17 protein-coding genes are annotated in these 23,918 nt (G+C 46.6%); 9 read left to right on the forward strand and 8 right to left on the reverse strand.

The features are described from left to right. Positions 1–7: 7 nt before the first annotated feature. On the reverse strand, positions 8–2,605 hold the full coding sequence (gene acnB, locus L9P36_RS11595; protein ID WP_237467047.1) for a bifunctional aconitate hydratase 2/2-methylisocitrate dehydratase: 2,598 nt from the start codon (positions 2,603–2,605) through the stop codon (positions 8–10). Positions 2,606–2,919: 314 nt separating this feature from the next. Between acnB and L9P36_RS11600 the strand changes: the two genes are divergently transcribed. Continuing rightward, positions 2,920–4,836 carry a methyl-accepting chemotaxis protein gene (locus L9P36_RS11600; protein WP_435532781.1) on the forward strand — a complete coding sequence of 639 codons (1,917 nt, stop codon included), beginning with the start codon at positions 2,920–2,922 and terminating at the stop codon, positions 4,834–4,836. Positions 4,837–5,059: 223 nt separating this feature from the next. Here the strand turns inward: L9P36_RS11600 and lpdA are convergent, their stop codons facing one another. From lpdA to ampD, 5 genes are all read right to left on the reverse strand, one after another. Beyond that, positions 5,060–6,487, reverse strand: coding sequence for a dihydrolipoyl dehydrogenase (gene lpdA / locus L9P36_RS11605; protein ID WP_237467051.1), 1,428 nt, complete (start codon positions 6,485–6,487; stop codon positions 5,060–5,062). Between the two features lie 128 nt (positions 6,488–6,615). Continuing rightward, positions 6,616–8,502: a pyruvate dehydrogenase complex dihydrolipoyllysine-residue acetyltransferase gene (aceF, locus tag L9P36_RS11610; RefSeq protein ID WP_237467053.1), complete on the reverse strand. Its 1,887-nt coding sequence runs from the start codon at positions 8,500–8,502 to the stop codon at positions 6,616–6,618. 15 nt (positions 8,503–8,517) lie between these two features. Further along, positions 8,518–11,181, reverse strand: a complete 2,664-nt coding sequence (gene aceE / locus L9P36_RS11615; RefSeq protein WP_237467055.1) for a pyruvate dehydrogenase (acetyl-transferring), homodimeric type — start codon at positions 11,179–11,181, stop codon at positions 8,518–8,520. Between the two features lie 68 nt (positions 11,182–11,249). Further along, positions 11,250–12,011 carry a pyruvate dehydrogenase complex transcriptional repressor PdhR gene (pdhR, locus tag L9P36_RS11620; RefSeq protein WP_237467056.1) on the reverse strand — a complete coding sequence of 254 codons (762 nt, stop codon included), beginning with the start codon at positions 12,009–12,011 and terminating at the stop codon, positions 11,250–11,252. 358 nt (positions 12,012–12,369) lie between these two features. Then, positions 12,370–12,921 (reverse strand): 1,6-anhydro-N-acetylmuramyl-L-alanine amidase AmpD, encoded by a 552-nt coding sequence (gene ampD, locus L9P36_RS11625; RefSeq protein ID WP_237467057.1) that lies wholly within the window; start codon positions 12,919–12,921, stop codon positions 12,370–12,372. 168 nt (positions 12,922–13,089) lie between these two features. Here ampD and nadC point away from each other — a divergent pair, with 168 nt between their 5' ends. From nadC to yacG, 8 genes are all read left to right on the forward strand, one after another. Continuing rightward, positions 13,090–13,992, forward strand: coding sequence for a carboxylating nicotinate-nucleotide diphosphorylase (nadC, locus tag L9P36_RS11630; protein ID WP_237467060.1), 903 nt, complete (start codon positions 13,090–13,092; stop codon positions 13,990–13,992). A gap of 563 nt (positions 13,993–14,555) precedes the next feature. Further along, positions 14,556–14,969: a pilin gene (locus tag L9P36_RS11635; RefSeq protein ID WP_237467062.1), complete on the forward strand. Its 414-nt coding sequence runs from the start codon at positions 14,556–14,558 to the stop codon at positions 14,967–14,969. A 69-nt stretch (positions 14,970–15,038) separates the two neighbouring features. Beyond that, positions 15,039–16,748: a type IV-A pilus assembly ATPase PilB gene (gene pilB, locus L9P36_RS11640; protein ID WP_237467064.1), complete on the forward strand. Its 1,710-nt coding sequence runs from the start codon at positions 15,039–15,041 to the stop codon at positions 16,746–16,748. A gap of 14 nt (positions 16,749–16,762) precedes the next feature. Then, positions 16,763–17,974 carry a type II secretion system F family protein gene (locus tag L9P36_RS11645; RefSeq protein WP_237467066.1) on the forward strand — a complete coding sequence of 404 codons (1,212 nt, stop codon included), beginning with the start codon at positions 16,763–16,765 and terminating at the stop codon, positions 17,972–17,974. Positions 17,975–18,050: 76 nt separating this feature from the next. Beyond that, on the forward strand, positions 18,051–18,917 hold the full coding sequence (locus L9P36_RS11650) for a prepilin peptidase (protein WP_237467068.1): 867 nt from the start codon (positions 18,051–18,053) through the stop codon (positions 18,915–18,917). Continuing rightward, positions 18,907–19,536 carry a dephospho-CoA kinase gene (coaE, locus tag L9P36_RS11655; protein WP_237467070.1) on the forward strand — a complete coding sequence of 210 codons (630 nt, stop codon included), beginning with the start codon at positions 18,907–18,909 and terminating at the stop codon, positions 19,534–19,536. Before L9P36_RS11650 ends, coaE begins: the two co-directional genes overlap by 11 nt. A gap of 11 nt (positions 19,537–19,547) precedes the next feature. Then, complete coding sequence (gene zapD, locus L9P36_RS11660) at positions 19,548–20,282, forward strand: cell division protein ZapD (protein ID WP_237467072.1); 735 nt, start codon at positions 19,548–19,550, stop codon at positions 20,280–20,282. 25 nt (positions 20,283–20,307) lie between these two features. Next, complete coding sequence (gene yacG / locus L9P36_RS11665) at positions 20,308–20,499, forward strand: DNA gyrase inhibitor YacG (protein ID WP_237467074.1); 192 nt, start codon at positions 20,308–20,310, stop codon at positions 20,497–20,499. Between the two features lie 24 nt (positions 20,500–20,523). Here the strand turns inward: yacG and mutT are convergent, their stop codons facing one another. Together mutT and secA are read right to left on the reverse strand one after the other, a co-directional pair. Continuing rightward, complete coding sequence (gene mutT / locus L9P36_RS11670; RefSeq protein WP_237467077.1) at positions 20,524–20,919, reverse strand: 8-oxo-dGTP diphosphatase MutT; 396 nt, start codon at positions 20,917–20,919, stop codon at positions 20,524–20,526. Positions 20,920–20,995: 76 nt separating this feature from the next. Then, on the reverse strand, positions 20,996–23,725 hold the full coding sequence (secA, locus tag L9P36_RS11675; protein WP_237467078.1) for a preprotein translocase subunit SecA: 2,730 nt from the start codon (positions 23,723–23,725) through the stop codon (positions 20,996–20,998). Between the last annotated feature and the right edge of the window lie 193 nt (positions 23,726–23,918).

A 23,918-nucleotide genomic window follows, 5' to 3' on the forward strand; every position in this document is an offset into this window, starting at 1 on the left:
AAAGCACTTAGGCTGGTTGCTGAACAATCACTTGATCCGCGACATCGGTATATTGCGGCAATTGATCAAAATTGAGATAGCGATAGGTATCGGCGGCCGTAGCATCAAGCTGCGCAGCATACTGCAAATACTCAGCTGGTGTTGGCAGCTTGGCCATAATCGCCGCAACCGCAGCGAGCTCTGCCGAGGCTAAATAAACATTGGCGCCCGTTCCCAAACGGTTCGGGAAGTTACGGGTAGAGGTCGATACCACAGTGGCACCATCAGCGACACGGGCTTGGTTCCCCATACACAATGAACAGCCTGGAATCTCAATACGCGCCCCTACTTTCCCAAAGATGCTGTAATATCCCTCTTCAGTCAGCTGATCGCGATCCATCTTAGTTGGCGGTGCAATCCACATACGCGTTGGCAACTGACCTTTAAATTGATTGAGCAGTTTACCCGCAGCGCGAAAGTGACCAATATTGGTCATACAAGAGCCAATAAAGACTTCGTCGATATTTTCACCCGTCACCTCAGAGAGCAAACGTGCATCGTCGGGATCGTTTGGTGCACACAAAATTGGCTCTTTGATCTCCGCCAAATCGATATCGATAATCGCAGCATATTCTGCATCGCTATCCGCTTCCATCAATTCAGGGTTCGCCAACCATTGCTCCATATCGACGACGCGGCGCTCAAGCGTGCGCTTATCGCCATAACCTTCAGCGATCATCCATTTCAGCATCACGATATTTGATTGCAGATACTCAGCAATCGGCGCTTGATCCAGCTTAATGGTACAACCGGCCGCAGAGCGCTCAGCTGATGCATCAGCAAGCTCAAAAGCTTGTTCCACTTTCAGCTCAGGCAAACCTTCAATTTCCAAAATGCGGCCAGAGAAGATGTTCTTCTTACCAGCTTTTTCAACGGTCAATAGACCTTGCTGAATCGCATAATATGGAATGGCATGAACAAGATCGCGCAAGGTAATGCCCGGTTGCATCTTGCCTTTAAAGCGAACCAATACCGATTCAGGCATATCTAGCGGCATCACCCCAGTTGCCGCAGCAAAGGCCACCAAGCCAGAGCCAGCAGGGAAAGAGACGCCAATTGGGAAACGGGTATGTGAATCACCGCCAGTACCCACAGTGTCTGGCAGCAACATACGGTTGAGCCATGAGTGGATCACGCCATCACCAGGACGCAGCGATACACCACCACGATTCATAATGAAATCTGGCAACGTATGATGGGTATTCACATCAATAGGTTTTGGATAGGCAGCGGTATGACAGAAAGACTGCATCACCAAATCAGCAGAGAAGCCAAGACAAGCAAGATCTTTGAGCTCATCACGCGTCATAGGACCCGTGGTATCTTGCGAGCCTACCGTGGTCATCTTCGGCTCACAATATTGCCCCGGACGGATACCCTCTACGCCACAAGCTTTACCCACCATTTTCTGTGCTAGCGTAAAGCCTTTATCACTTTCACAGGCCGCCGCAGGGCGGTTGAACACATCCGATGCCGGTAGATTCAAAAACTCACGCGCGCGATCCGTCAGGCCGCGACCGATGATCAATGGAATACGACCACCCGCACGGACTTCATCAAGGAGTACGTCGGTTTTTAGGCTAAAGGTAGATAGCACTTGCTCTGTGCCATGTGCGCACACTTTGCCTTGATAAGGGTAGATATCAATGACATCGCCCATATTGAGCGATTCAACATCAAGCTCAATCGGCAGCGCACCGGCATCTTCCATGGTGTTAAAGAAAATTGGCGCAATCTTGCCGCCCAACACAAAGCCACCACCGCGTTTGTTTGGCACATGAGGAATATCTTCACCCATAAACCAAAGTACTGAGTTGGTCGCAGATTTACGTGACGAGCCCGTGCCCACCACATCACCGACATAGGCCAGTGGATGCCCTTTTTCTTTCAGTGATTCAATCAGTGCAATCGGACCCACCACGCCCACTTCATCAGGCTCAATGCCATCACGCGGGTTTTTCAGCATCGCTAATGCGTGCAGTGGAATATCAGGGCGTGACCAAGCATCTGGCGCCGGTGAAAGATCGTCTGTGTTGGTTTCGCCCAGCACTTTAAAGACGGTGACGGTGATCTTCTCAGCCAGTTTTGGCTTTGAAAGATACCAATCGGCATCAGCCCATGACTGCACCACTTGCTGCGCATGAACATTGCCTACTTTGGCTTTGTCCGCCACATCATGAAATGCATCAAACATCAGCAGCGTGTGTGACAGCGCTTTAGCGGCTAACGGTGCCAATGCGGCATCATCAAGCAGAGTGATCAACGGCTCAATGTTGTAGCCACCTTGCATGGTGCCCAGCAGTTTCACTGCATGCTCAGCAGAGACAATCGGCGATTGGGTTTCACCTTTGGCAAGCGCAGTCAAAAACGCAGCTTTGACATAAGCGGCTTCATCAACGCCAGGGGGAATTCGGTTTTCCAGTAAATCGATGAGAGTAGACTCTTCACCTGCAGGGGGATTTTTTAGTAGCTCAACCAATGCGGCCACTTGTTCTGCGTTGAGTGGTTGGGCAACCACACCATCCTGGGCACGCTCTTCGACGTGTTTGCGGTAGGCTTCAAGCACGACATCATCCTCTTTTTTGGTTTGATCACGATGATCAAACTTCCTTGTAGTTTTGCGTCTATAAACCGAAATCGCCATAGGAAATCAATTAACGAAACCGATAGACGCAGACGCGTGGCATCAGCATAGCAGTTTTATTCAATAGAGAAAATCGCACTGAAACCATACAGAATGCGCAAAATCACAGCAAGCAAACGCGAAGCAGCAATGATTCAGCAGTTTTTAACAGTGAATTAACGATTGCGTTCAACTCAAACTCAGCACAAATGTGGCAACATGCCCGCTCTGCTTGTTCCGAATCCTTGATAGTGAATATAACAATGAAAAATCTTTCAATTAAACAAAAGCTGATCATTGCGATCATCGCTGCGGTTTTGATTCCCACAGCGATTGTTGGCTGGATCAGTCAGCAGCAAGCGCATGACGTTGTAGCCGAGCGACTCAATCAAATTGAGCTGCCTACCGCTTCAATGGAGATTCGCGCAATTATTGAGCAAGAAGTGAGTGGACTACAAAATGCCGCGCATCAATTTGCACTAAGCCCTTTTACTCAGCAGCAACTCAGCAGTACCGATATTGCAACGCGAAACACTTTGCTTACCCAAGCACTTCAACAACTGAAAGCGCAATATCAACTCACAGATGCGTCCATTGCCAATCGTCAAACCGGCGATTATTGGAATCAAAACGGATTTTTACGCCGACTCAATCATCAACAAGATGGTTGGTTCTTTAAATTCCGTGATAGTAAACAAACCCAATCGCTTAGCATCTTCCAAGAGAGCAATGGCGATACCAAGCTCTTTATCAATTACCAACAGCCGAATGGTCTAGCGCTTGCCGGTTTATCGAAAAGCATCGACGAGATGGTTCAATTCATCCATCAATTTAAAATTGAGCAAACTGGCTTTGCCTTTTTAGCCGATGCACAAGGCAAGGTACAAATTCATCCCGATCGCCAAATGATGGGGAAAGCACGTCTTGCACAAATCTACTCGCCACAAATTGCCGAACAGCTGCTACAAACCAAAGATTTCAATCTGATTCACACCACAATCAATGGTCAGGCGACCATTTTAGTCAGCAGCTACATTCCAAATATGGATTGGTATGTGTTGTTGCAAGTGCCATTGGATGAAACCTTTGCCAGCTTAAATCAAGCGCGCAACCAGATGGTGATCACCACAGTTGGTATTGCAGCTATCTGTTTGATCCTTGCGATCTGGTTTGCCAGCCACTTAACCCAGCCGATGACTCGATTGGCAGATATTTTCCAAGATCTTGGTCAAGGTGATGGCGATCTCAGCCAACGCTTAGAAATCAAAGGACAAGATGAGATTGCCCAGTTGGCACAAGGATTTAACCAATTTATTGAAAAGATCCACGACTCTGTCAAAGCGGTAGCCCAAACCGGCGCTGAATTGCAGCAAGCCGCGCAAATGCTCAACCAGCAAGCGGAAGCAACCCTTGAAAATAGTCACGATCAGCGCGATCGCACTTTACAAGTGGTCACCGCCATCAACCAAATGGGCGCAACCGTCAATGAGATTGCCAATAATGCCGCGCAAGCTGCAAAAACTGCAGAGCATGCTGAGCAGCAAGGCATTGAGGGTCAAAATTTGGTGAATCAATCTCGCGCCAATAGCAACCAACTGGCCGATGATATTCAGCAAGTGAGCCACGTCATTAGCTCGCTCGCGGAGAACACCCAAGCCATTGGTTCTATTTTGGATGTGATTCGCGGCATTTCAGAGCAAACTAACTTGCTAGCACTCAATGCGGCCATCGAGGCAGCGCGTGCTGGTGAGCAAGGTCGTGGCTTTGCCGTTGTGGCCGATGAAGTGCGCAGTCTAGCCAGTCGCACCGCCAACTCCACCGATGAAATTCAAACCATGATCAATCGTCTGCAAATTGAGGCGCAAAATGCCGTGCAAGCGATGCAGCACAGTCAACTGCTCACAGTGGATGGCGTCGATGCTGCGGATCAAACCTCGCAAGCATTGGATCAAATCGCAGAGCAGATTACCTCTATCTCCGATATGAACAACCAAGTCGCGACGGCAACAGAAGAGCAAACCGCTGTGGTGAACGATATCAATATCAACATTGATGGCATTAACAATGCGACGCTGCGTAACAATGACTACGCAGAAAACTTGCTGAACTCAAGCCAGCAGTTACGAATGCTATCAGAGCAGCTTGAACGCATGGTGAGTACCTTTAAGCTATAAGGCTTTAAGCGATATGGATTGAAACGATAAGGCTTTCAACTTCACATGCAAGTTATCGTCAAAACTCATCGTCGGTTACTCTGACGATGAGTTTTTTTCGTATTCCGGGTAAGCGTCACACTCTTCTTGTTTCAACAGGCTCCGCTTATTTCAAATAAAAAGACAAAAACAAAAAAGCGCACCAAGGTGCGCTTTTTCGATTCATTGATTTTTTAGAAGAGGCTTATTTCTTCTTCACCGCTTTGGCATTTGGCAAGTCGGTAATCGACCCTTCAAACACTTCTGCAGCAAGGCCAACCGACTCATGCAAGGTTGGGTGCGCATGGATGGTCAATGCGATATCTTCTGCATCGCAACCCATCTCAATGGCCAAACCGATTTCACCAAGCAACTCACCACCGTTGGTACCCACAATGGCACCACCGATCACGCGGTGTGTTTCTTTATCAAAGATCAGCTTGGTCATACCGTCAGAACAATCTGATGCAATAGCGCGACCTGAAGCAGCCCATGGGAAGGTTGCCACTTCGTAGCTGATACCTTCGGCTTTGGCTTCTTTTTCAGTCTTACCAACCCAAGCCACTTCTGGCTCAGTGTATGCAATTGAAGGGATCACTTTTGGATCGAAATAGTGTTTCTTACCTGAGATCACTTCTGCAGCAACGTGGCCTTCGTGCACACCTTTGTGCGCCAACATTGGCTGACCAACGATGTCACCAATTGCAAAAATGTGCGGCACGTTGGTGCGCATTTGCTTATCCACGTGGATAAAGCCGCGATCATCAACTTCAACGCCTGCTTTTTGTGCGTCGATCAATTGGCCATTTGGCACACGACCGATAGCAACCAAGACGGCATCATAACGCTCAGCTTGTGCTGGCGCTTTTTTGCCTTCCATCGAGACATAGATACCATCTTCCTTGGCTTCAACCGCAGTCACCTTGGTTTCCAGCATCAAGTTAAACTTGTTCTGAATACGCTTGGTGTACACCTTAACGATATCTTTATCAGCCGCAGGAATCACTTGGTCAAACATCTCAACCACATCAATCTGTGAACCTAGCGCGTGGTAAACCGTACCCATTTCTAGGCCGATAATACCGCCGCCCATGATCAGCAGTTTTCCTGGTACTTCTTTTAGTTCAAGCGCGTCAGTTGAGTCCCAAATACGTGGGTCTTCATGTGGAATAAATGGCAATTTGATTGGGCGTGAGCCCGCAGCGATGATCGCATTATCAAAAGTAACCGTTGTGGTTTCATCCGCGCCTTCCACCTCAATAGTGTTGGCACCCGTAAATTTACCGAAGCCTTCAACCACGGTCACTTTACGCATTTTGGCCATACCACCCAAACCACCAGTCAACTGGCTGATCACCTTCTCTTTCCAAAGGCGAATTTTATCGATATCGGTTTGTGGCTCACCAAAAACAATGCCGTGCTCAGCCAAGGCTTTTGCTTCTTCAATCACTTTTGCAACGTGAAGCAATGCTTTAGATGGAATACAGCCGACATTCAAACACACGCCACCCAAGCTTGAGTAACGCTCAACTAAAACGGTTTCTAAACCCAAATCGGCACAACGGAATGCGGCTGAGTAACCCGCAGGACCTGCACCTAATACGACTACTTGAGCATTAATTTGTTTACTCATTTTGACCTCGTTGTCGTTTTGTCGTTATCAGATTTGTGAATGGCTCAGCCTAACACACTCCAGTGTGTCTTGCTGCGCCTCCCTGATACGTAAACAAGGCCTTTGCAGCAACAAAGGCCTTGGCAATGTTATAGGACGAGACGGCGAATATCAGACAACACACCGCTAATAAAGGTGATAAAGCGTGCGCCTTCTGCGCCGTCAATCACACGGTGGTCATAGGATAGTGAAAGCGGTAGGGTCAAGCGAGGCTCAAACTCTTTACCGTTCCAAACCGGTTTCATCTCAGATTTAGAAACACCCAAAATACCAACATCAGGTGCATTCACAATTGGTGTAAACGCAGTACCACCAATACCACCTAGGCTTGAGATGGTGAAACAGCCGCCTTGCATATCTGCTGCAGTCAATTTACCTGCACGCGCTTTTTTGGAGATTTCCATTAGCTCTTCAGATAGCTCAACGATGCCTTTTTTGTTCACATCTTTCACCACAGGAACCACCAAGCCATTTGGTGTATCTACCGCGATACCGATGTTCACATAGTGCTTGAGGATCAAGCTTTCACCGTCTTCAGACAATGACGAGTTAAAGGCAGGGAATGCTTCAAGCGCTTTAGCAGCAGCTTTCAAGATGAACACCAATGGGGTGATCTTCAAGCCTGACTGTTTCTTCGCTTCAAGGGCATTTTGATCTTTACGGAATACTTCAAGCTCTGTGATATCGGCATTATCCCACTGAGTTACATGTGGAATCATCACCCAGTTACGATGCAGGTTGGCACCAGAGATCTTTTTGATCTTCGAAAGTGGCTGAATGCTAGTTTCACCAAACTTGCTGAAATCAACTTTTGGCCATGGCAACAGACCCAATGCACTGCCATCGCCTTTGCCGGCACCGGCGCCAGATTCTAGACGTTTCAGTGCTTCTTTCACGTAGTTTTGCACGTCTTCTTTTAGAATTCGGCTCTTACGACCACTGCCTTTTACTTTGGCAAGGTTGACACCAAATTCACGCGCTAAACGACGAACCACAGGTGATGCATGGGCATATTCGTTGTTCTCAACAAACTCACTGCTGCTTGCAGGTGCCGCTTTTGCGCTTTCTGCTTTCGCAGCAGGCGCTGACGCCGCAGGTGCCGAAGATGCTGCAACTGGCGCAGCCACAGCAACAGGTGCACTGCCCGCGACTTCAAAGACCATAATCAGTGAGCCGGTAGACACCTTGTCACCCGCAGCAACTTTGATGGCTTTTACTTTACCAGCAAATGGTGCAGGAACTTCCATGGACGCTTTGTCGCCTTCAACGGTGATCAAAGATTGCTCTTCTTCCACCATATCGCCAACAGCAACCATGATTTCAGTTACTTCAACTTCATCGCCACCGATATCTGGCACATTGACGTCTTGATCGGCAGCGGCTGCTGGTGCAGCTGATACTTCTGCAGCAGGTGCCGCAGCAACTGGCGCCGCGCCTGAGCCCGCGACTTCAAAGACCATGATCAATGAACCGGTTGACACTTTATCACCCGCAGCTACTTTCAGCTCTTTCAGTACACCGGCAAAAGGTGCGGGTACTTCCATTGAGGCCTTGTCGCCTTCAACGGTAATAAGAGATTGCTCTTCCGTGATGCTATCGCCAATCGCAACCATGATTTCGGTCACTTCAACTTCATCGCCACCGATATCTGGCACAAATACTTCTTTCATTTCGCTTGCGGCAGCAGGCGCTGGTGCAGCTGCTGGCGCCGCGGCAGCTTCAACTGGTGCAGCTTGCGCTGCACCTTGGGCTTCAAAAATCATAATCAGTGAGCCTGTTGAAACTTTATCGCCTTCTGCGACTTTAATTTCTTTCACTACACCAGCTTGCGATGCAGGGACTTCCATAGATGCTTTATCGCCCTCTACGGTAATCAGTGATTGATCTTCTTCAACGGTATCGCCAACGCTGACAAGGATTTCGGTCACTTCAACCTCATCGGCACCGATATCGGGTACATGAATTTCGATGGTCATGATTCTTTCCTTTGATTACGCGTGAAGCGGATTAGTTTTTTCTGTATCGATATTGAATTTAGCGATCGCTTCAGCCACCACTGATTTCTCAATATCACCACGTTTTGCAAGTTCAGAAAGTGCTGCAACAACCACATAGCTTGCATTCACTTCAAAGTGACGGCGTAGATTGTCACGGCTGTCTGAACGACCAAAGCCATCAGTACCCAGTACTTTATAAGACTCAGCAGGTACATAAGCGCGCACTTGCTCAGCATAGTTCTTGATGTAGTCAGTTGCAGCAATCGCTGGTGCATCACCCAGTACTTGCGTGATAAATGGCACTTGCACTTGCGCTTCTGGATGCAGCATGTTGTAGCGCTCTGCTGCTTGACCATCGCGAGTCAATTCGTTGAACGAAGTCACTGAGAATACGTCAGATGCAACACCGTAATCATCACTCAGGATTTGCGCCGCTTTGCGCACTTCATTCATGATGGTACCAGAGCTCAATAGCTGTACTTTCGCTTTGTCACCGGTGTAGGTTTCTAGTTTATAGATACCTTTACGAATACCCTCTTCTGCACCTTCTGGCATTGCTGGCATCGCGTAGTTTTCGTTCATCAAGGTGAGGTAGTAGAACACGTTCTCTTGGTCACCATACATGCGACGAATACCGTCTTGCATGATCACTGCCACTTCATAAGCGAAGGTTGGATCATAAGAGATACAGTTCGGTACTGTGCTTGCAAGAATATGTGAGTGGCCATCTTCGTGCTGTAGACCTTCACCATTCAAGGTCGTACGACCGGCAGTTGCGCCCAATAGGAAGCCACGCGCTTGCTGATCGCCTGCCATCCACGCCATATCACCCACACGTTGGAAACCAAACATTGAGTAGTAGATATAGAAAGGAATCATTGGCAAGTTGTTGGTGCTGTATGAGGTCGCAGCTGCAACCCAAGATGACATCGCACCTAGCTCGTTAATCCCTTCTTGAAGCACCTGACCTGACGTTGCTTCTTTGTAGTAAGAAACGATATCGCGGTCTTGTGGGGTGTAGTTCTGGCCGTGTGGGTTATAGATACCAATTTGACGGAACAGACCTTCCATACCAAAAGTACGCGCCTCATCGGCAATAATTGGCACAATGTTTTGACCAATTTGCTTGTCTTTCAGCAGGATATTCAACGCACGAACAAATGCCATGGTTGAAGAGATTTCACGTTTTTGCTCATCCAACAGTGGTTGGAACTCATCGAGTCCTGGCACTTGGAATTCACCTGTGAATTTAGGCAGACGTTTTGGTGTGTAGCCATGCAACGCTTCACGACGTGCGTGTAGATAAGCGTGCTCTTTTGAGCCCTCTTCTAGTTTGAGGTATGGCAACGCTTTTACTTCGTCATCAGAGATTAGATCTTGCAAGCCCAAACGGTCACGTAGGTGAAGCACATGGGTCATATCCATTTTCTTCACTTGGTGCGCAATGTTCTTACCTTCAGCTGCATCACCCATGCCATAACCTTTCACTGTTTTCGCAAGGATCACAGTTGGTTTGCCTTGGGTCTCTTGTGCGTTTTTAAATGCCGCATAGAGTTTTGATGAATCATGACCGCCGCGTTTTAGCGCGAAGATCTCATCATCAGTCATATTGGCAACCAAGGCTGCTGTTTCAGGGTATTTACCAAAGAAGTGCTCACGAACATAAGCGCCATCTTTAGACTTAAAGGTTTGATAATCGCCATCAACAGTTTCATTCATCAGCTGAAGCAATTTGCCTGAAGTATCTTTGGCAAGTAGTGAATCCCAGTTGTTACCCCAGATCACTTTCACTACGTTCCAACCCGCACCTTTAAATAGACCTTCAAGTTCTTGAATGATCTTACCGTTACCCATCACAGGGCCATCAAGGCGCTGAAGGTTACAGTTGATAAGGAAGCATAGGTTGTCGAGCTTTTCACGCGCAGCAAAAGAGATCGCGCCGCGTGATTCTGGCTCATCCATTTCGCCATCGCCAAGGAAGGCGTAAACGCGCTGTGCTGTGGTGTCTTTCAGACCACGGCCATTCAGATATTTCAAGAAACGTGCTTGATAGATTGCTGAGATTGGACCAAGACCCATAGAAACAGTTGGGAACTGCCAAAATTCAGGCATCAATTTAGGGTGTGGGTATGAAGGAATCCCTTTACCATCCACTTCTTGACGGAAGTTATCCAATTGATCTTCAGTCAAGCGACCTTCAACAAAGGCGCGTGCGTAGATCCCTGGAGAAATATGACCTTGATAGTACACCAAGTCACCACCATCAACCTCGTTTGCCGCGCGGAAGAAGTGGTTGAAACAGGTTTCATAGAAGGCTGCTGAAGATTGGAATGACGCCATATGGCCGCCCAATTCCAAATCTTTTTTCGATGCGCGCAGCACGATCATCACGGCGTTCCAGCGGATGATTGCGCGAATACGACGCTCAAGATCTAGATCACCCGGATACGCAGGCTCCTGATTTACAGGAATGGTATTGAGGTAATTTGTGGTGATGCCAGTTGGCATATCCACACCATCAAGGCGAGCTTTGTCGAGGACTTGCTCAAGGAGGAATTGGGCGCGTTCGACACCTTCTTCACGGACAACGGAGGCCAAGGCTTCAAGCCACTCTTGGGTCTCTAACGCATCCACGTCATTTTTCATGACTTCAGACATGGTGATCTATCCTTTTTTGTCGGTATACAAAACCAATAAAGAGCACGAAGCGAAGCTTGTACTCTCTATCATCTCGTCGTTGCAATACGTCGAAGTGCGCGTTCACGACGCAGCTCCTCTCGACTTAATTGCAACAAGGTCTCTTCTAGATAAGCAAGATGGGCATGGGCCGCATCACGGGCCTTTTCAGGCTGACGCGATAAAATTGCGTCCACAACCATTGCTCGATGTTCACTGACTTTTTCTATCACCTCTACACGGCGATAAAGCAGGCCAAAGTTTTGTAATATGTTTTGCTCTAACAGGGGTGAAAGAGCGCGAACCACATGCAACAACACCACATTATGGGTGGCTTCAACCACTGCATTGAGATAACGCACCACAGCACTTGCTTCTTGTTCTTGTTGGCCTTTTTTCTGTGCGTTCTCAATCGCCTGTTGGGCATGCTGAATATGTTCAAAATCTTCTTCTGTCCCGCGCAGTGCTGCGTAGTAAGCACTCACACTTTCTAGTGCATGGCGAGACTCAAGTAAATCAAATGGGGCTTCAGGATAAGTGGCCATTAAAGTCGCAAGGGGCTGACTAAAATCAGGCCACAGAGTATGGGTCACAAAGGTGCCGCCGCCCTGTTTTCGGCTCAAAAGGCCTTTTGCTTCTAACTTTAAAATGGCTTCACGCAAGGAGGGACGAGATACATCAAATTGCTTAGCTAACTCTCGCTCAGGTGGCAACTGCGCACCCGCAGCGAAGTGACCTTCTAGAATGAGGCGCTCAAGCTCTGTGGCGATCATATCGGCCAGTTTTGGTGCTCGAATCGGCACATGGCTCATATTCAGCGTCCTCTCCCCTGCTTCACCTCGGTTTGAAACCTCAAAAATTGGTATTACCAATTTCATTGGCAAAAAGTTAACAAAGGAGCGGCAAAGTGTCCACTCAAAAATTGATTAAAATCATTTTTTGACATTCGTCGAGAATTTTTGAGGGTCGAAATAAACAATAATTTAACATTCACGCAAATGTTTGCGCGTCGCATATGACAAAATTGATGCAGATATCGCGGGTGTTTCCGGCAAAATCGGTGCAAAAAATATGCTATGCGTGCCACAAAAAAAGAAGGGTGTTACATTTTGTAACACCCTTCTTTTTTTAAGGTTATGCACAAGCACTCATATCAAAATTTGCTGCTCACTATGACTTTATATCGCGGAAATAACGAGACCAGTCAAAACTGAGCCCCGGATCGCTTTTACGCAGCGGCGCTATAAATTGATGTCCCGTAATTCGATTATCGCTGATTTGAGGATAATGCTGCTGCAACGCTTGAGTGAGCATCGCCAATGTTTGATATTGAGCTTCGGTATAAGGCTGGGTATCTGTCCCTTCCAATTCAATGCCAATGGCGTAGTCATTGCAATTGGTGACCCCTGCAAAGCTTGATGCGCCTGCATGCCATGCCCGTTTATCAAAGGGCACAAACTGCAATAGCTCACCCGTTCGTGAAATCACACAATGCGCTGACACTTCTAAGCCACGTAAATAATGAAAATAAGGGTGGGCATCACAATCGAGTTGTCCCAAAAACAGATCGGCAATATAGCCTGTGCCAAATTGTGCTGGCGGCAAACTGATGTTGTGGATCACCAATAAACTGATCGCTGTCCCTACTGGGCGCTGATTAAAATAAGGCGATGGCAATTGCTTGGCTTGGTTGACCCAATGCTGCGAAGAGATAGTAAACATATCATCAATAACAATGTTCCATACCTCACTTTACCATCAACGGCGCAATGAAAGCTGTATAAAAAAACGGCAACCGCAGCGCAACCTCGCAATTAATCGCTGAAATAATCACCATTGCAGCGTATGATGCCGCGGTTTCATCTTTGTCGCGTCACAAGAGCCAAGACTATGACCTTTCGAGAAAAAAATCACGATAGCCAAGCCCGTCTGCAGTATTTGAAAAGCCAATTGCCAGAGGAAGTACGGCGCACCGTACGCGAATCGCTGCTTGAGGATCTCGGAGGTGAATTAGATCAAAACCGCGATGTCACCGCCTGCCTTATCGCGCCAGAAACGCAAGCCACTGCCACCCTCATTACCCGCGAACCCGGTATTTTTTGCGGCCAAATGTGGGCAGATGAAGTATTCGCGCAGCTCGGACATCAAGTCACCATGACTTGGCATGTGCAAGATGGTGAAAGTGTGACGCCCAATCAAGTGCTATGCACCTTGCAAGGCAATGCGCGCGCCATGCTCACTGGTGAACGTAATGCCATGAACTTTATTCAAACGCTTTCTGGCTGTGCCACCCAAGTTGCGCGTTATGTTGAGCGCTTAAATGGCACTCAGACCAAACTACTAGATACGCGAAAAACAGTACCCGGTCTTCGCAGCGCGCTAAAATATGCGGTGAGCTGTGGCGGCGGTTTTAATCATCGCATTGGTGTCTTTGATGCTTTTTTGATCAAAGAAAACCACATAATGGCTTGTGGCTCTATCGACAAAGCCGTGGCGCAAGCCAAAATCATCGCACCGCAAAAACCGGTAGAAGTGGAAGTAGAAAACCTTGAAGAGCTTCAACAAGCTATTGATGCTGGCGCGGACATTGTGATGCTGGATAATTTCAGTGAAGCGCAAATGCGCGATGCGGTAGAGATTAACCAAGGGCGTGTCGCACTCGAGGTTTCAGGCAATGTCACTTTAGACACCATTGCTCGCTTTGCCGCCACTGGCGTGGATTACATCTCAGTGGGCGCACTGACCAAACATGTACGCGCCATGGATCTTTCCATGCGCATGCAAAGCGCTTAACCCCTAAATACCATTTAATGAAAACTGAACGCTCAAGGTTAAATCGAGAGCGTTTGGTTTTTAAATCTCCCACTTAACGCCTTCTCACTTATCTTTTTTACTTACCTTTCTTTTTTCTCTTTTCTCTTTTCTCTTTTCAGTCCTTCGATCTGCTCATTGATATTATCAAGCTCGCAAAATGGCATTTTTTCATTCAGGTCCTGCATTTCGCAATTACACTTTTGAGTTTTACGCAACGCCTTTTTCTTATCCCTCAAAAGCCAATCGATTGCTTATAAAACACAATCTTCGTCACAAAAATTAACCCTGTAGTTCAAGTGGTTAGATTAAATTTATGCACATAATTAAATGCCAATTTTTCTTTGACATTTCACTAGCATAAAGCGTGACTTATTTCCCAAAACAAAATGTCATCTTGCAAAAATAAACGATAGATCCTATCGCTGCTCGAACATTTGCGTTTTGTGGATTTAGTTCTAAGTGATGCACATTTAATCTTAATTCAGTGCAGAGTCAGCTTTGCACCAAACCAAAAAATAAAAGTGACGTATCGGAGATATCCTATGAAAAAAATGCAAAAGGGTTTTACCCTCATCGAATTGATGATCGTAGTTGCAGTAATCGGTGTTCTAGCAGCAATTGCAGTTCCCCAATATCAAGACTACATGAAAAAAGGTGCGATTGGTTCTGCCATTGCAACTGCAGGCGCTGTTAAGAATGAAGTTGAAGAATCACTTGCATTTGATAGCTCTTTCCCTGCATCAACCAACGTGAAATTTGACCTAGGCACAATTGCTGTAAAAGGCGCTGACACTGGAATTGGTACCATCGAAGTCACGATGACAAAAACATCCGCTAAAAACGCGATCATCACTTTATCTCGTGATGTTGATGGCGCTTGGACATGTTCACACTCTCTCATCGCTGACGGCGTGAAAGTTGCTGGCTGTGAAGGCGCTGCAACCCCAGCTCCATAAGTGATTAATTAATTTACTTGTAAGGCGCCAGCTGGCGCCTTTATTTTCGGTTCAACCTAGATAATCACTATGCCATCAACAAAACTCGCGACCATTCTTCGCCAAGCTGATTTGATTACCCTTGCGCAGCAACAAGAAGTGATAAAGCAAGTAGGCCAATCACAACGCACCGTACCAAGTGTACTCATTGCCAATGAAATGTTAGATAGTAGTGAGCTTGCCACACGTCTCGAGAAAATTTTTGGCCTCAAATTAGTCAATATTGATGATTATCCCTTTGAAACATTGCAACGTCAGCTTGGTTTAAAAGAGCTGATTCAATCACATTGCGCCTTGCCACTCCGTATTGCCAATAATCGTCTTTATCTAGGCTTAGCTGATCCCACCAACATTGAAGCTTTGGATGAGTTTCGTTTTGCAACCGGCCTGCAAACCCAAACTCTTCTAGTTGAACAGCTGCAGCTTGAAGAAGCCATTACTAAACTTTTTGGCCGTTCTGGCCCCATTGAAACCCCTGAAATAGCAGAAGTCAGCGACAGTGAGCTATCAGCTATTGCTGTTGCTGATGAACAAAACATCACCAATACAGGTACATCTGACATCAGTGGTGATGACGCGCCAGTAACACGCTTTATTAACCGTATTTTAATTGATGCGATTAATAAAGGCGTTTCCGATATTCACTTTGAGCCCTATGAAAAAGTGTATCGAGTGCGATACCGTCTCGATGGTATTTTGGTGGAAACGGCTTCACCACCAACCTCGCTCAGCCAACGTATTTCAACTCGAATCAAGGTAATGTCACGCTTAGATATCTCAGAGCGTCGTAAACCGCAAGATGGCCGTATTAAGCTAAAAATTTCTGAAAACACCTCCATCGATATGCGTGTTTCGACTCTGCCTACACTTTGGGGCGAAAAAGTAGTGCTTCGCTTGCTCAGCAACGATGATGCATCACTAGACATCAACATGCTTGGTTATAGCGAAGAGCAGAAAAACGATTACCTTCAATCTCTTAAGCAACCTCAAGGGATGATTTTGATTACCGGCCCAACAGGTAGTGGTAAAACCGTTTCTCTTTATACTGGCCTAAATATTCTAAATACTCCTGAGCGTAATATTGCAACTGCTGAAGACCCAGTGGAAATCAACTTAGTTGGCGTCAATCAGGTACAGATCAACCCCAAAGCTGGCCTTGGTTTTGCTGAAGCGCTGAAATCATTCCTACGTCAAGATCCAGATATCGTGATGGTGGGGGAAATTCGAGACTTCGAAACGGCTGAAATTGCGATTAAAGCGGCACAAACTGGACACTTGGTATTATCAACCCTGCATACCAACTCGGCAGCCGAAACTCTCACTCGCTTGGCCAATATGGGGGTGGCAGGCTTTAATATTGCCTCATCCATGTCGCTCATTATCGCACAGCGACTGGCGCGCCGATTATGCAAGCATTGTAAACAACCCGCCAAGCTGACCCCAACACAAATGGTTCAACTTGGGTTTACACCCGAAGAATCTCGTAATGGCGCCGATATTTATCAACAAAATGAAGATGGTTGTGACAAATGCTCCAAAGGTTATAAAGGCCGTACCGGTGTTTATGAGGTGATGAAATTTTCACCTCTACTTGCGCGAGCCGTCATTGAAAACCGTTCCAGCGATGTGATTGAAAAAGTGGCGATGAAAGAAGGGATGAGAACCTTACGTCAATCTGGTCTTTCGCTCATTTTACAGGGAATTACCAGTGTCCAGGAAATTGAACGTGTAATTCGCTAATAGGATATAGCAAAATGGCAAAAGCTCCGAAAATACTGCATTTTAAATATACTGGTCTCAATAAATCAGGGCGCAAGGTTCAAGGTAAATTACAGTCAGCTAGCAAAGGTGCCGCTGCAGCTGAACTTTCTAAGCAAGGCTTACAACGAGTGAAGCTACAACAAACTTCAGCGCCACCGTTCCAACCTAAAATTACAGGACAAGATATTACCATAATCACACGCCAATTGAGCACCATGCTCAAAGCGGGTGTCCCAGTGGTACAGTCACTACAACTCACAGCTAATAGCCACACAAAAGCACCAATGCGAGCAATGCTGAATCAAATTGTGACGAAAGTTGAGGGAGGGAATTCATTAGCCTCAGCGTTACGTGAACACCCTCAATACTTCGAATCATTTTACTGTGATTTGATGGAGTCTGGAGAGCAAACAGGTCATTTAGAGCACTCCTTTGAGCGTTTAGCGACTTACCGCGAAAAGTCAGAAGAGCTTCGTCGTAAAGTAAAAAAAGCAATGATCTACCCTTCAATGATCATGCTCGTTGCTGTTATTGTGACCTGTGTATTACTGCTTTTTGTAATCCCACAATTTGATAGTATTTTTAAAAGCTTTGGCGCAGACTTACCTTGGTTAACACAAGTAATGATTGATCTATCACACGGTCTAAGCCGCAATGGTCCAATATTCGTGATTGCTATCGTACTTGCTGTTTTTATGTTTATTTCAAGCTATAAAAAATCAATTAATTTTAAGCGTAGAGTTACTGCTTTTTCACTAAAAATCCCTGTCTTGGGTTCAATTTTTCAAGAATCAGCAATAGCACGTTTTTCACGAACCCTGGCAACCACCTTTAGCTCTGGTATTCCACTGCTTGATGGTATTGATTTGGCTGCAAGTACCAGTGGTAATATTCTTTATGAAGAGGCATTGATCAGCGCCCGCAATGATACCGCGGGGGGGATGATGTTTTATCTAGCGATCAAGCATACCAATCGCTTCCCAGAATTGGTTACTCAAATGGTGATGATTGGTGAAGAGTCCGGTGCACTGGATGAAATGCTCAACAAAGTCGCATCTATCTACGAAGACAGCGTCGATAACACCGTGGATAACCTCAGCCAGTTACTTGAGCCAATGATCATGGTGATTATCGGTGGCCTAGTCGGCACACTGGTTGTTGCTATGTATCTACCGATCTTTAGTATGATGTCAGTCATTGGCTAATTCATGATATTATTTTTTAAGCCACTTCATTGTAAGTGGCTTTTTTCTTTCAGCTTTCTATTTAGGAATATTCATTGTGGCTGCGCTGTTTGAACTTTATCCTTGGACCTACCCATTTTTAATTACATTTTTTGGCCTGCTGGTCGGCAGCTTTCTCAATGTGGTGGTTTACCGCCTGCCGATTATGATGAAAAAACAATGGCAAGCTGAAGTTGAAGAGTATCAACAGCAGCCTCAAGAAGACTTACCTGAAGGCACCTTCAACCTTGTGGTACCCCGTTCGCGCTGTCCTCAATGTAATCATGCCATCTCTGCACTTGAAAATATTCCGGTCATTAGCTGGCTTTGTTTAGGCGGCAAATGCCGTAGCTGTAAAAGCCCTATCAGTAAACGCTATCCCACGGTTGAACTCATCAGCGCAATCATGGCGCTCACAGTTGCCTGGGTGCTGCCATTTTCTTATTGGTCTTTAGCGCTGGTATTTGCCACCTTCGCGCTAATTAGCCTGACACTAATTGATTTAGATGAAATGCTGCTGCCCGATCAAATTACATTACCGCTGATGTGGGCAGGTATCTTGCTAGCGCTGCTCAATCTCAGTCCTTTGTCACTAGAGCAATCCGTCATTGGAGCCATGGCTGGATATCTATCGCTTTGGAGTGTTTATTGGGCATTTAAACTACTCACTGGTAAGGAAGGGATGGGCTATGGCGACTTTAAACTGCTCGCAGCCCTTGGCGCATGGGGCGGCTGGCAAATTTTACCTTTGGTGATTCTGATTTCATCACTGCTTGGCGCTGTTGTTGGCGTGATCATGATGCGTCGCAATCCTGAGCAAGGCGGCGCGATTCCATTTGGTCCTTACCTTGCAGCTGCAGGCTGGATTGCGCTACTCTGGGGGCCTGAAATTATCGCATGGTATCTTGGCCTTTATGCCGCATAAACTGGCGCAACCACAATCCTCATTCATTCTCGGTATCACCGGTGGCATTGGCTGTGGCAAGACCACGGTCACTAACCAATTTGCAGCGCTCGGCATTGATATTATCGATGCCGATATTGTCGCTCGTGAAGTTGTTACCCCACCATCGAGCGCACTAGATAGCATTGCAGCCCATTTTGGTCCAAGGGTCATTCAAGCTGATGGCACGCTGAATCGCGCAGCACTGCGCGAAATTATCTTTGCTGATGACAGCTCAAAGCTCTGGCTCAATGACCTATTACACCCCATCATTCGCCACTCTATTGAGCAACAGCTGCAGGCATCGCAATCGCCCTATGTAATTTTGGTTGCCCCTTTGCTCTTTGAAAATCAGCTAGAAAAGCTAGTTGATCAAACCTTAGTCATCGATATTAGTGAGGCGGAACAGATTGCACGCACCTGTCTACGAGACCAAGTCGATGCAGTGCAAGTCAAAGCCATCATTGCTAGCCAAATCCCAAGACAACAGCGACTTGACCGCGCAGATCATATTCTTTGTAATGATGGTGATAAAGACCGACTCGAAGCGAAAATTAAGACCCTACATCAACAATTTTTAACCTTCGCTCAAGCAAAATAATAAGGCCCTTCATGTCCATCTACTTCTATGAGCACCCACTCAACGAGCGGGTTCGCAGCTATTTACGCGCCGAACAGCTCATCCAAAAAATTAACGGACACCCTCAACACCAAGATTGCTGTAGCTATGCTTTCTTCCAGCCACTCTTTGATTTTTTAGAACTGATTGAGCAGAGTAATTTACGCAGCGATCTTATTCGCGATCTTCAGCGCTGGCAGCAGCAGTTGGTGCAGTGGCGTAACTTACCTCAAGTCGATTCAATCACACTCAATGCCCTTCAACAGCAGCTAGACCAAAATATTGAGACGCTACAACAGCAGCGCCAGCCGACACACGGACTCCGGTCAGATCGCGTTTTAAGCGCGTTAAAACCACGAATGAGCATTCCTGCTGGCAGTTGTGATTTTGATGTGCCGGTGTTTGGTTACTGGCGACAGCTGCCTGATATGGAAAAACAGAGTCAAGTACACCATTGGCTTGAATCTTTGCAACCTTTAATTCAAGGCCTCAAGCTATGGTTTCAGCTCACTCGCGAAAGCCAAAGCTTTGAGCGGCACCTCGCGCAGCAAGGTGTTTACCATGTGGAATGTGAAGGTAGTCAGCTCCTACGCATTCGTATCGCGCAGCAACACCAGTGTTATTTAATGGTTTCAGCACATCCCAAACGCAGCACCCTTCGTTTTCTGCCTTGGAATGAGCAAGACAAGGTTGCCAGCCAAATCCCTTTTGAATTAGCCTTATGCTGATTCCCGCTATTAAAGGATATCGAAAATGCCTGAATTAACTTATGTGAAATGTCCCACCTGTCAAAACCAAGTGGCTTGGCAAGAAAGCAGTGAGTTTCGTCCATTTTGCAGCAAGCGCTGCCAACTGATTGACTTAGGTGAATGGGCTGATGAAGAAAAGCGGATTGCAGGTGCACCGGCCCATGAAGATGAAGACAGTGAATATTGGAGTGAGTAACCTCACTCCCATTTACAGATCATATTAAAATTGTGTCATTAACGCTTCAATCACAGCTTTGTTTGCTGCGGGGAATGAGTAATCCTTTAACTGTGCGATAGCCGCCCAATGGCCAGGTTGCCCCTCTTTCCCATAGGGCTCACCAAGATAAGTCTCAACCAAAAAGAAGTGCAAGATTAGCTGCTTATCACCGTAATCATGCTCAATCACTTGAAATGGCGATGCTTGTGTTACTTCAATACCCACTTCTTCATGTAACTCACGCTGCATAGCTTGCTCGGGCAGCTCATTAAATTCAATTTTTCCGCCAGCAAATTCCCACTGATTACCTTGATGGCTTTTTGCATCTCGCTTAGTCAAAAAAATATGCGTATTCGCTTGATTTAAAATGATCCCAATGGCGACTTCTGTTTTCTTCATTTGATTCCTCACTGAAAATTAAGCGAATAAAAAGGCCGCTATGCGGCCTTTATAAGTAATGATTCAAGATCAGCGCTTAGTTAATTTTACCATGGCACTGTTTGAATTTTTTGCCTGAACCACATGGACAAGGATCATTACGCCCAACCTTTTTGCCCTCACGAACAAAAGGTTGCTCCATAGCACCATGAGATTCATCTTCATCCGTCACTTGGTTATCCGCTTGTGCATGTTGGTATTGCTGATGACGAGCTAAGGCTTCTGCTTGTTCAAGGCGCATTTGCTCAGCGCGATCGATCTCTTCAGGTTTTTGCACTTGCACCTTACTCAACACAGAAATCACATCTGATTTCAGTGCTTCAAGCAAACCTTGGAAGAGCTCAAAGGATTCTCGCTTGTATTCTTGTTTCGGGTTCTTCTGCGCATAACCGCGCAAGTGGATACCTTGACGCAGGTGATCCATCGCTGCTAGATGCTCTTTCCAAAGATTATCTAAGGTTTGTAGCATCACTGTCTTTTCAAAATTGCGAATGACAGCAGCACCAACAACATCTTCTTTCTCTTGATACACTTGTGTCGCAGCATCAATGATACGCTCACGAAGTGCTTCTTCGTAGAGTTTGTCATCTTCTTCAAGCCATTTCACCACAGGCAGTTCCAGTGCAAAATCAACGCGTAGGCGTTCTTCTAGCCCTGGAACATCCCACATCTCTTCCAATGATTGTGGTGGAATATATTCATCAATAACCGCTTCAAATACGTCAGCACGATTGTATGCAATCATCTCGCTGATATCGGCTGCATCCATCAACTCATCACGAAGTTCGTAAACCACGCGTCGCTGATCGTTGGCAACGTCATCAAACTCAAGAAGCTGTTTACGAATATCAAAGTTGCGACCTTCCACTTTACGCTGCGCATTCTCAATAGCGCGCGATACCAGTGGATGCTCTATGGCTTCGCCCTCTTCCATACCTAAACGTTTCATCATTGCAGTCACACGATCAGATGCAAAAATTCGCATCAAACCATCTTCCATAGAGAGATAGAAACGAGATGAACCGGGGTCACCTTGACGGCCTGAACGGCCACGCAACTGATTGTCGATACGGCGAGATTCATGACGCTCAGTACCAATGATGTGCAGACCACCGGACGCAATTACAGCATCATGAGAGAGTTTCCACTTGGCTTTAATCTCTTCAATTTGCGCATCCGTTGGATTTTCGAGCGCTTCAACTTGCGTATGCCAGCTACCACCGAGCACGATATCGGTACCACGACCCGCCATGTTCGTAGCAATCGTTACGCTACCAGGGGTACCTGCTTGGGCAATAATATCTGCTTCTTTTTCATGGAATTTGGCGTTCAAAACCTGGTGCTTGATCTTACGTTCACGCAGCGCATTAGACAGCAGCTCAGATTTTTCAATGGATACAGTACCCACCAAGCAAGGCTGGCCAGCCGCAACTCGCTCTTGAATATCTTCAATGATCGCATTGAATTTTTCGCGCTCAGTCATGTAGACCAAGTCACCCATATCCTTACGAACCATTGGGCGGTTGGTTGGGATCACCACTGTTTCAAGACCATAAATGGACTGGAACTCAAAAGCTTCAGTATCTGCGGTCCCTGTCATACCTGACAATTTTTCGTATAGTCGGAAATAGTTCTGGAAAGTGATCGACGCCAGCGTCTGGTTTTCGTTCTGAATCTTCACACCTTCTTTAGCTTCTACCGCTTGGTGTAAACCTTCAGACCAACGACGCCCCGGCATGGTACGGCCGGTATGTTCATCAACGATCACAACCTCATCATCTTGCACGATGTAGTCAACGTTGCGCTCAAACAAAACATGCGCACGCAAGGCAGCATTCACATGGTGCAACAAGCTGATGTTGGCCGGTGAGTAAAGGTTATCTTCTTCGGTCATTAAGCCCGATTCTTTCAGAAGCTGCTCAACAAACTCTTGACCATTTTCGGTCAAATGCACCTGTTTTGATTTTTCATCAACGGTGTAGTGACCATCACCACGATACTCTTCGCTGTCTTCTTTATCTTGGCGCTCTAAGCGAGGGATCAATTTATCAACGCTCTTATAAAGCTCAGAGCTATCTTCCGCAGGGCCTGAGATAATCAGTGGCGTACGCGCTTCATCAATCAGGATGGAGTCCACCTCATCGACCACGGCAAAGAAGCGTTCACGCTGCACGCGATCTTCAGCGCGAAAGGTCATATTGTCGCGCAGGTAGTCAAAACCAAATTCGTTATTAGTTCCGTAGAGAATGTCGGCCGCATAGGCTTCTTTTTTCTCAGGTGGCATCATGCCAGCCAAGTTCACACCAACGCTCATTCCCAAGAATTCAAACAGTGCACGGTTGGTTTCGGCGTCACGACGTGCCAAATAATCGTTGACGGTAACGATATGTACGCCTTTACCAGTCAAAGCATTGAGGTAAGCAGGCAAGGTCGCTGTCAGTGTTTTACCTTCACCAGTACGCATCTCAGCGATTTCACGGCTGTTAAGCACCATACCGCCAATAAGCTGCACATCAAAATGACGCATGCCAAAGACACGCTTAGAGGCTTCACGAACGGTAGCAAATGCTTCAGGAAGCAGGCTATCTAGCTCAGTACCTTGGGCCAAACGGCCACGATACTCTTGCGTTTTCGCCTTTAATTCAGCATCGGTGAGCGATTCAAACTGGGGCTCTAAAGCATTAATTTGTTGAACAATCTTACGCAGACGGCGCAAAGTGCGGTCATTGCGGCTACCAACAATCTTCGTTAGCAATTTCGTTATCATGGGATGGCCGTTTCTCTGAACATATCCTCTGATGAGGATGCAAATAAAAATACGAGCGTGGTTGGCACTCACTCCAATGTGCCGCTCAAATCACAGAGCAGCAACCAGTTCTACCATGGGAGATGGGGATCCTTTATTTTGTTTTCAAGGCTCTAGGTAATATACACCCATCTACCACAGTGATTTAGCTGGG

Origin of the sequence: Vibrio stylophorae (assembly GCF_921293875.1) — a bacterium.
GTDB classification, from domain to species: domain Bacteria; phylum Pseudomonadota; class Gammaproteobacteria; order Enterobacterales; family Vibrionaceae; genus Vibrio_A; species Vibrio_A stylophorae.

Bases quoted from the DNA above. Each gene is read 5' to 3' on its own strand.
- lpdA (WP_237467051.1), bottom strand. From the start codon at position 6,487: ATGAGTAAACAAATTAATGCTCAAGTAGTCGTATTAGGTGCAGGTCCT.
- aceF (WP_237467053.1), bottom strand. From the start codon at position 8,502: ATGACCATCGAAATTCATGTACCCGATATCGGTGCCGATGAGGTTGAA.
- aceE (WP_237467055.1), bottom strand. From the start codon at position 11,181: ATGTCTGAAGTCATGAAAAATGACGTGGATGCGTTAGAGACCCAAGAG.
- pdhR (WP_237467056.1), bottom strand. From the start codon at position 12,011: ATGAGCCATGTGCCGATTCGAGCACCAAAACTGGCCGATATGATCGCC.
- ampD (WP_237467057.1), bottom strand. From the start codon at position 12,921: ATGTTTACTATCTCTTCGCAGCATTGGGTCAACCAAGCCAAGCAATTG.
- nadC (WP_237467060.1), top strand. From the start codon at position 13,090: ATGACCTTTCGAGAAAAAAATCACGATAGCCAAGCCCGTCTGCAGTAT.
- L9P36_RS11635 (WP_237467062.1), top strand. From the start codon at position 14,556: ATGAAAAAAATGCAAAAGGGTTTTACCCTCATCGAATTGATGATCGTA.
- pilB (WP_237467064.1), top strand. From the start codon at position 15,039: ATGCCATCAACAAAACTCGCGACCATTCTTCGCCAAGCTGATTTGATT.
- L9P36_RS11645 (WP_237467066.1), top strand. From the start codon at position 16,763: ATGGCAAAAGCTCCGAAAATACTGCATTTTAAATATACTGGTCTCAAT.
- coaE (WP_237467070.1), top strand. From the start codon at position 18,907: ATGCCGCATAAACTGGCGCAACCACAATCCTCATTCATTCTCGGTATC.
- zapD (WP_237467072.1), top strand. From the start codon at position 19,548: ATGTCCATCTACTTCTATGAGCACCCACTCAACGAGCGGGTTCGCAGC.
- yacG (WP_237467074.1), top strand. From the start codon at position 20,308: ATGCCTGAATTAACTTATGTGAAATGTCCCACCTGTCAAAACCAAGTG.
- mutT (WP_237467077.1), bottom strand. From the start codon at position 20,919: ATGAAGAAAACAGAAGTCGCCATTGGGATCATTTTAAATCAAGCGAAT.
- secA (WP_237467078.1), bottom strand. From the start codon at position 23,725: ATGATAACGAAATTGCTAACGAAGATTGTTGGTAGCCGCAATGACCGC.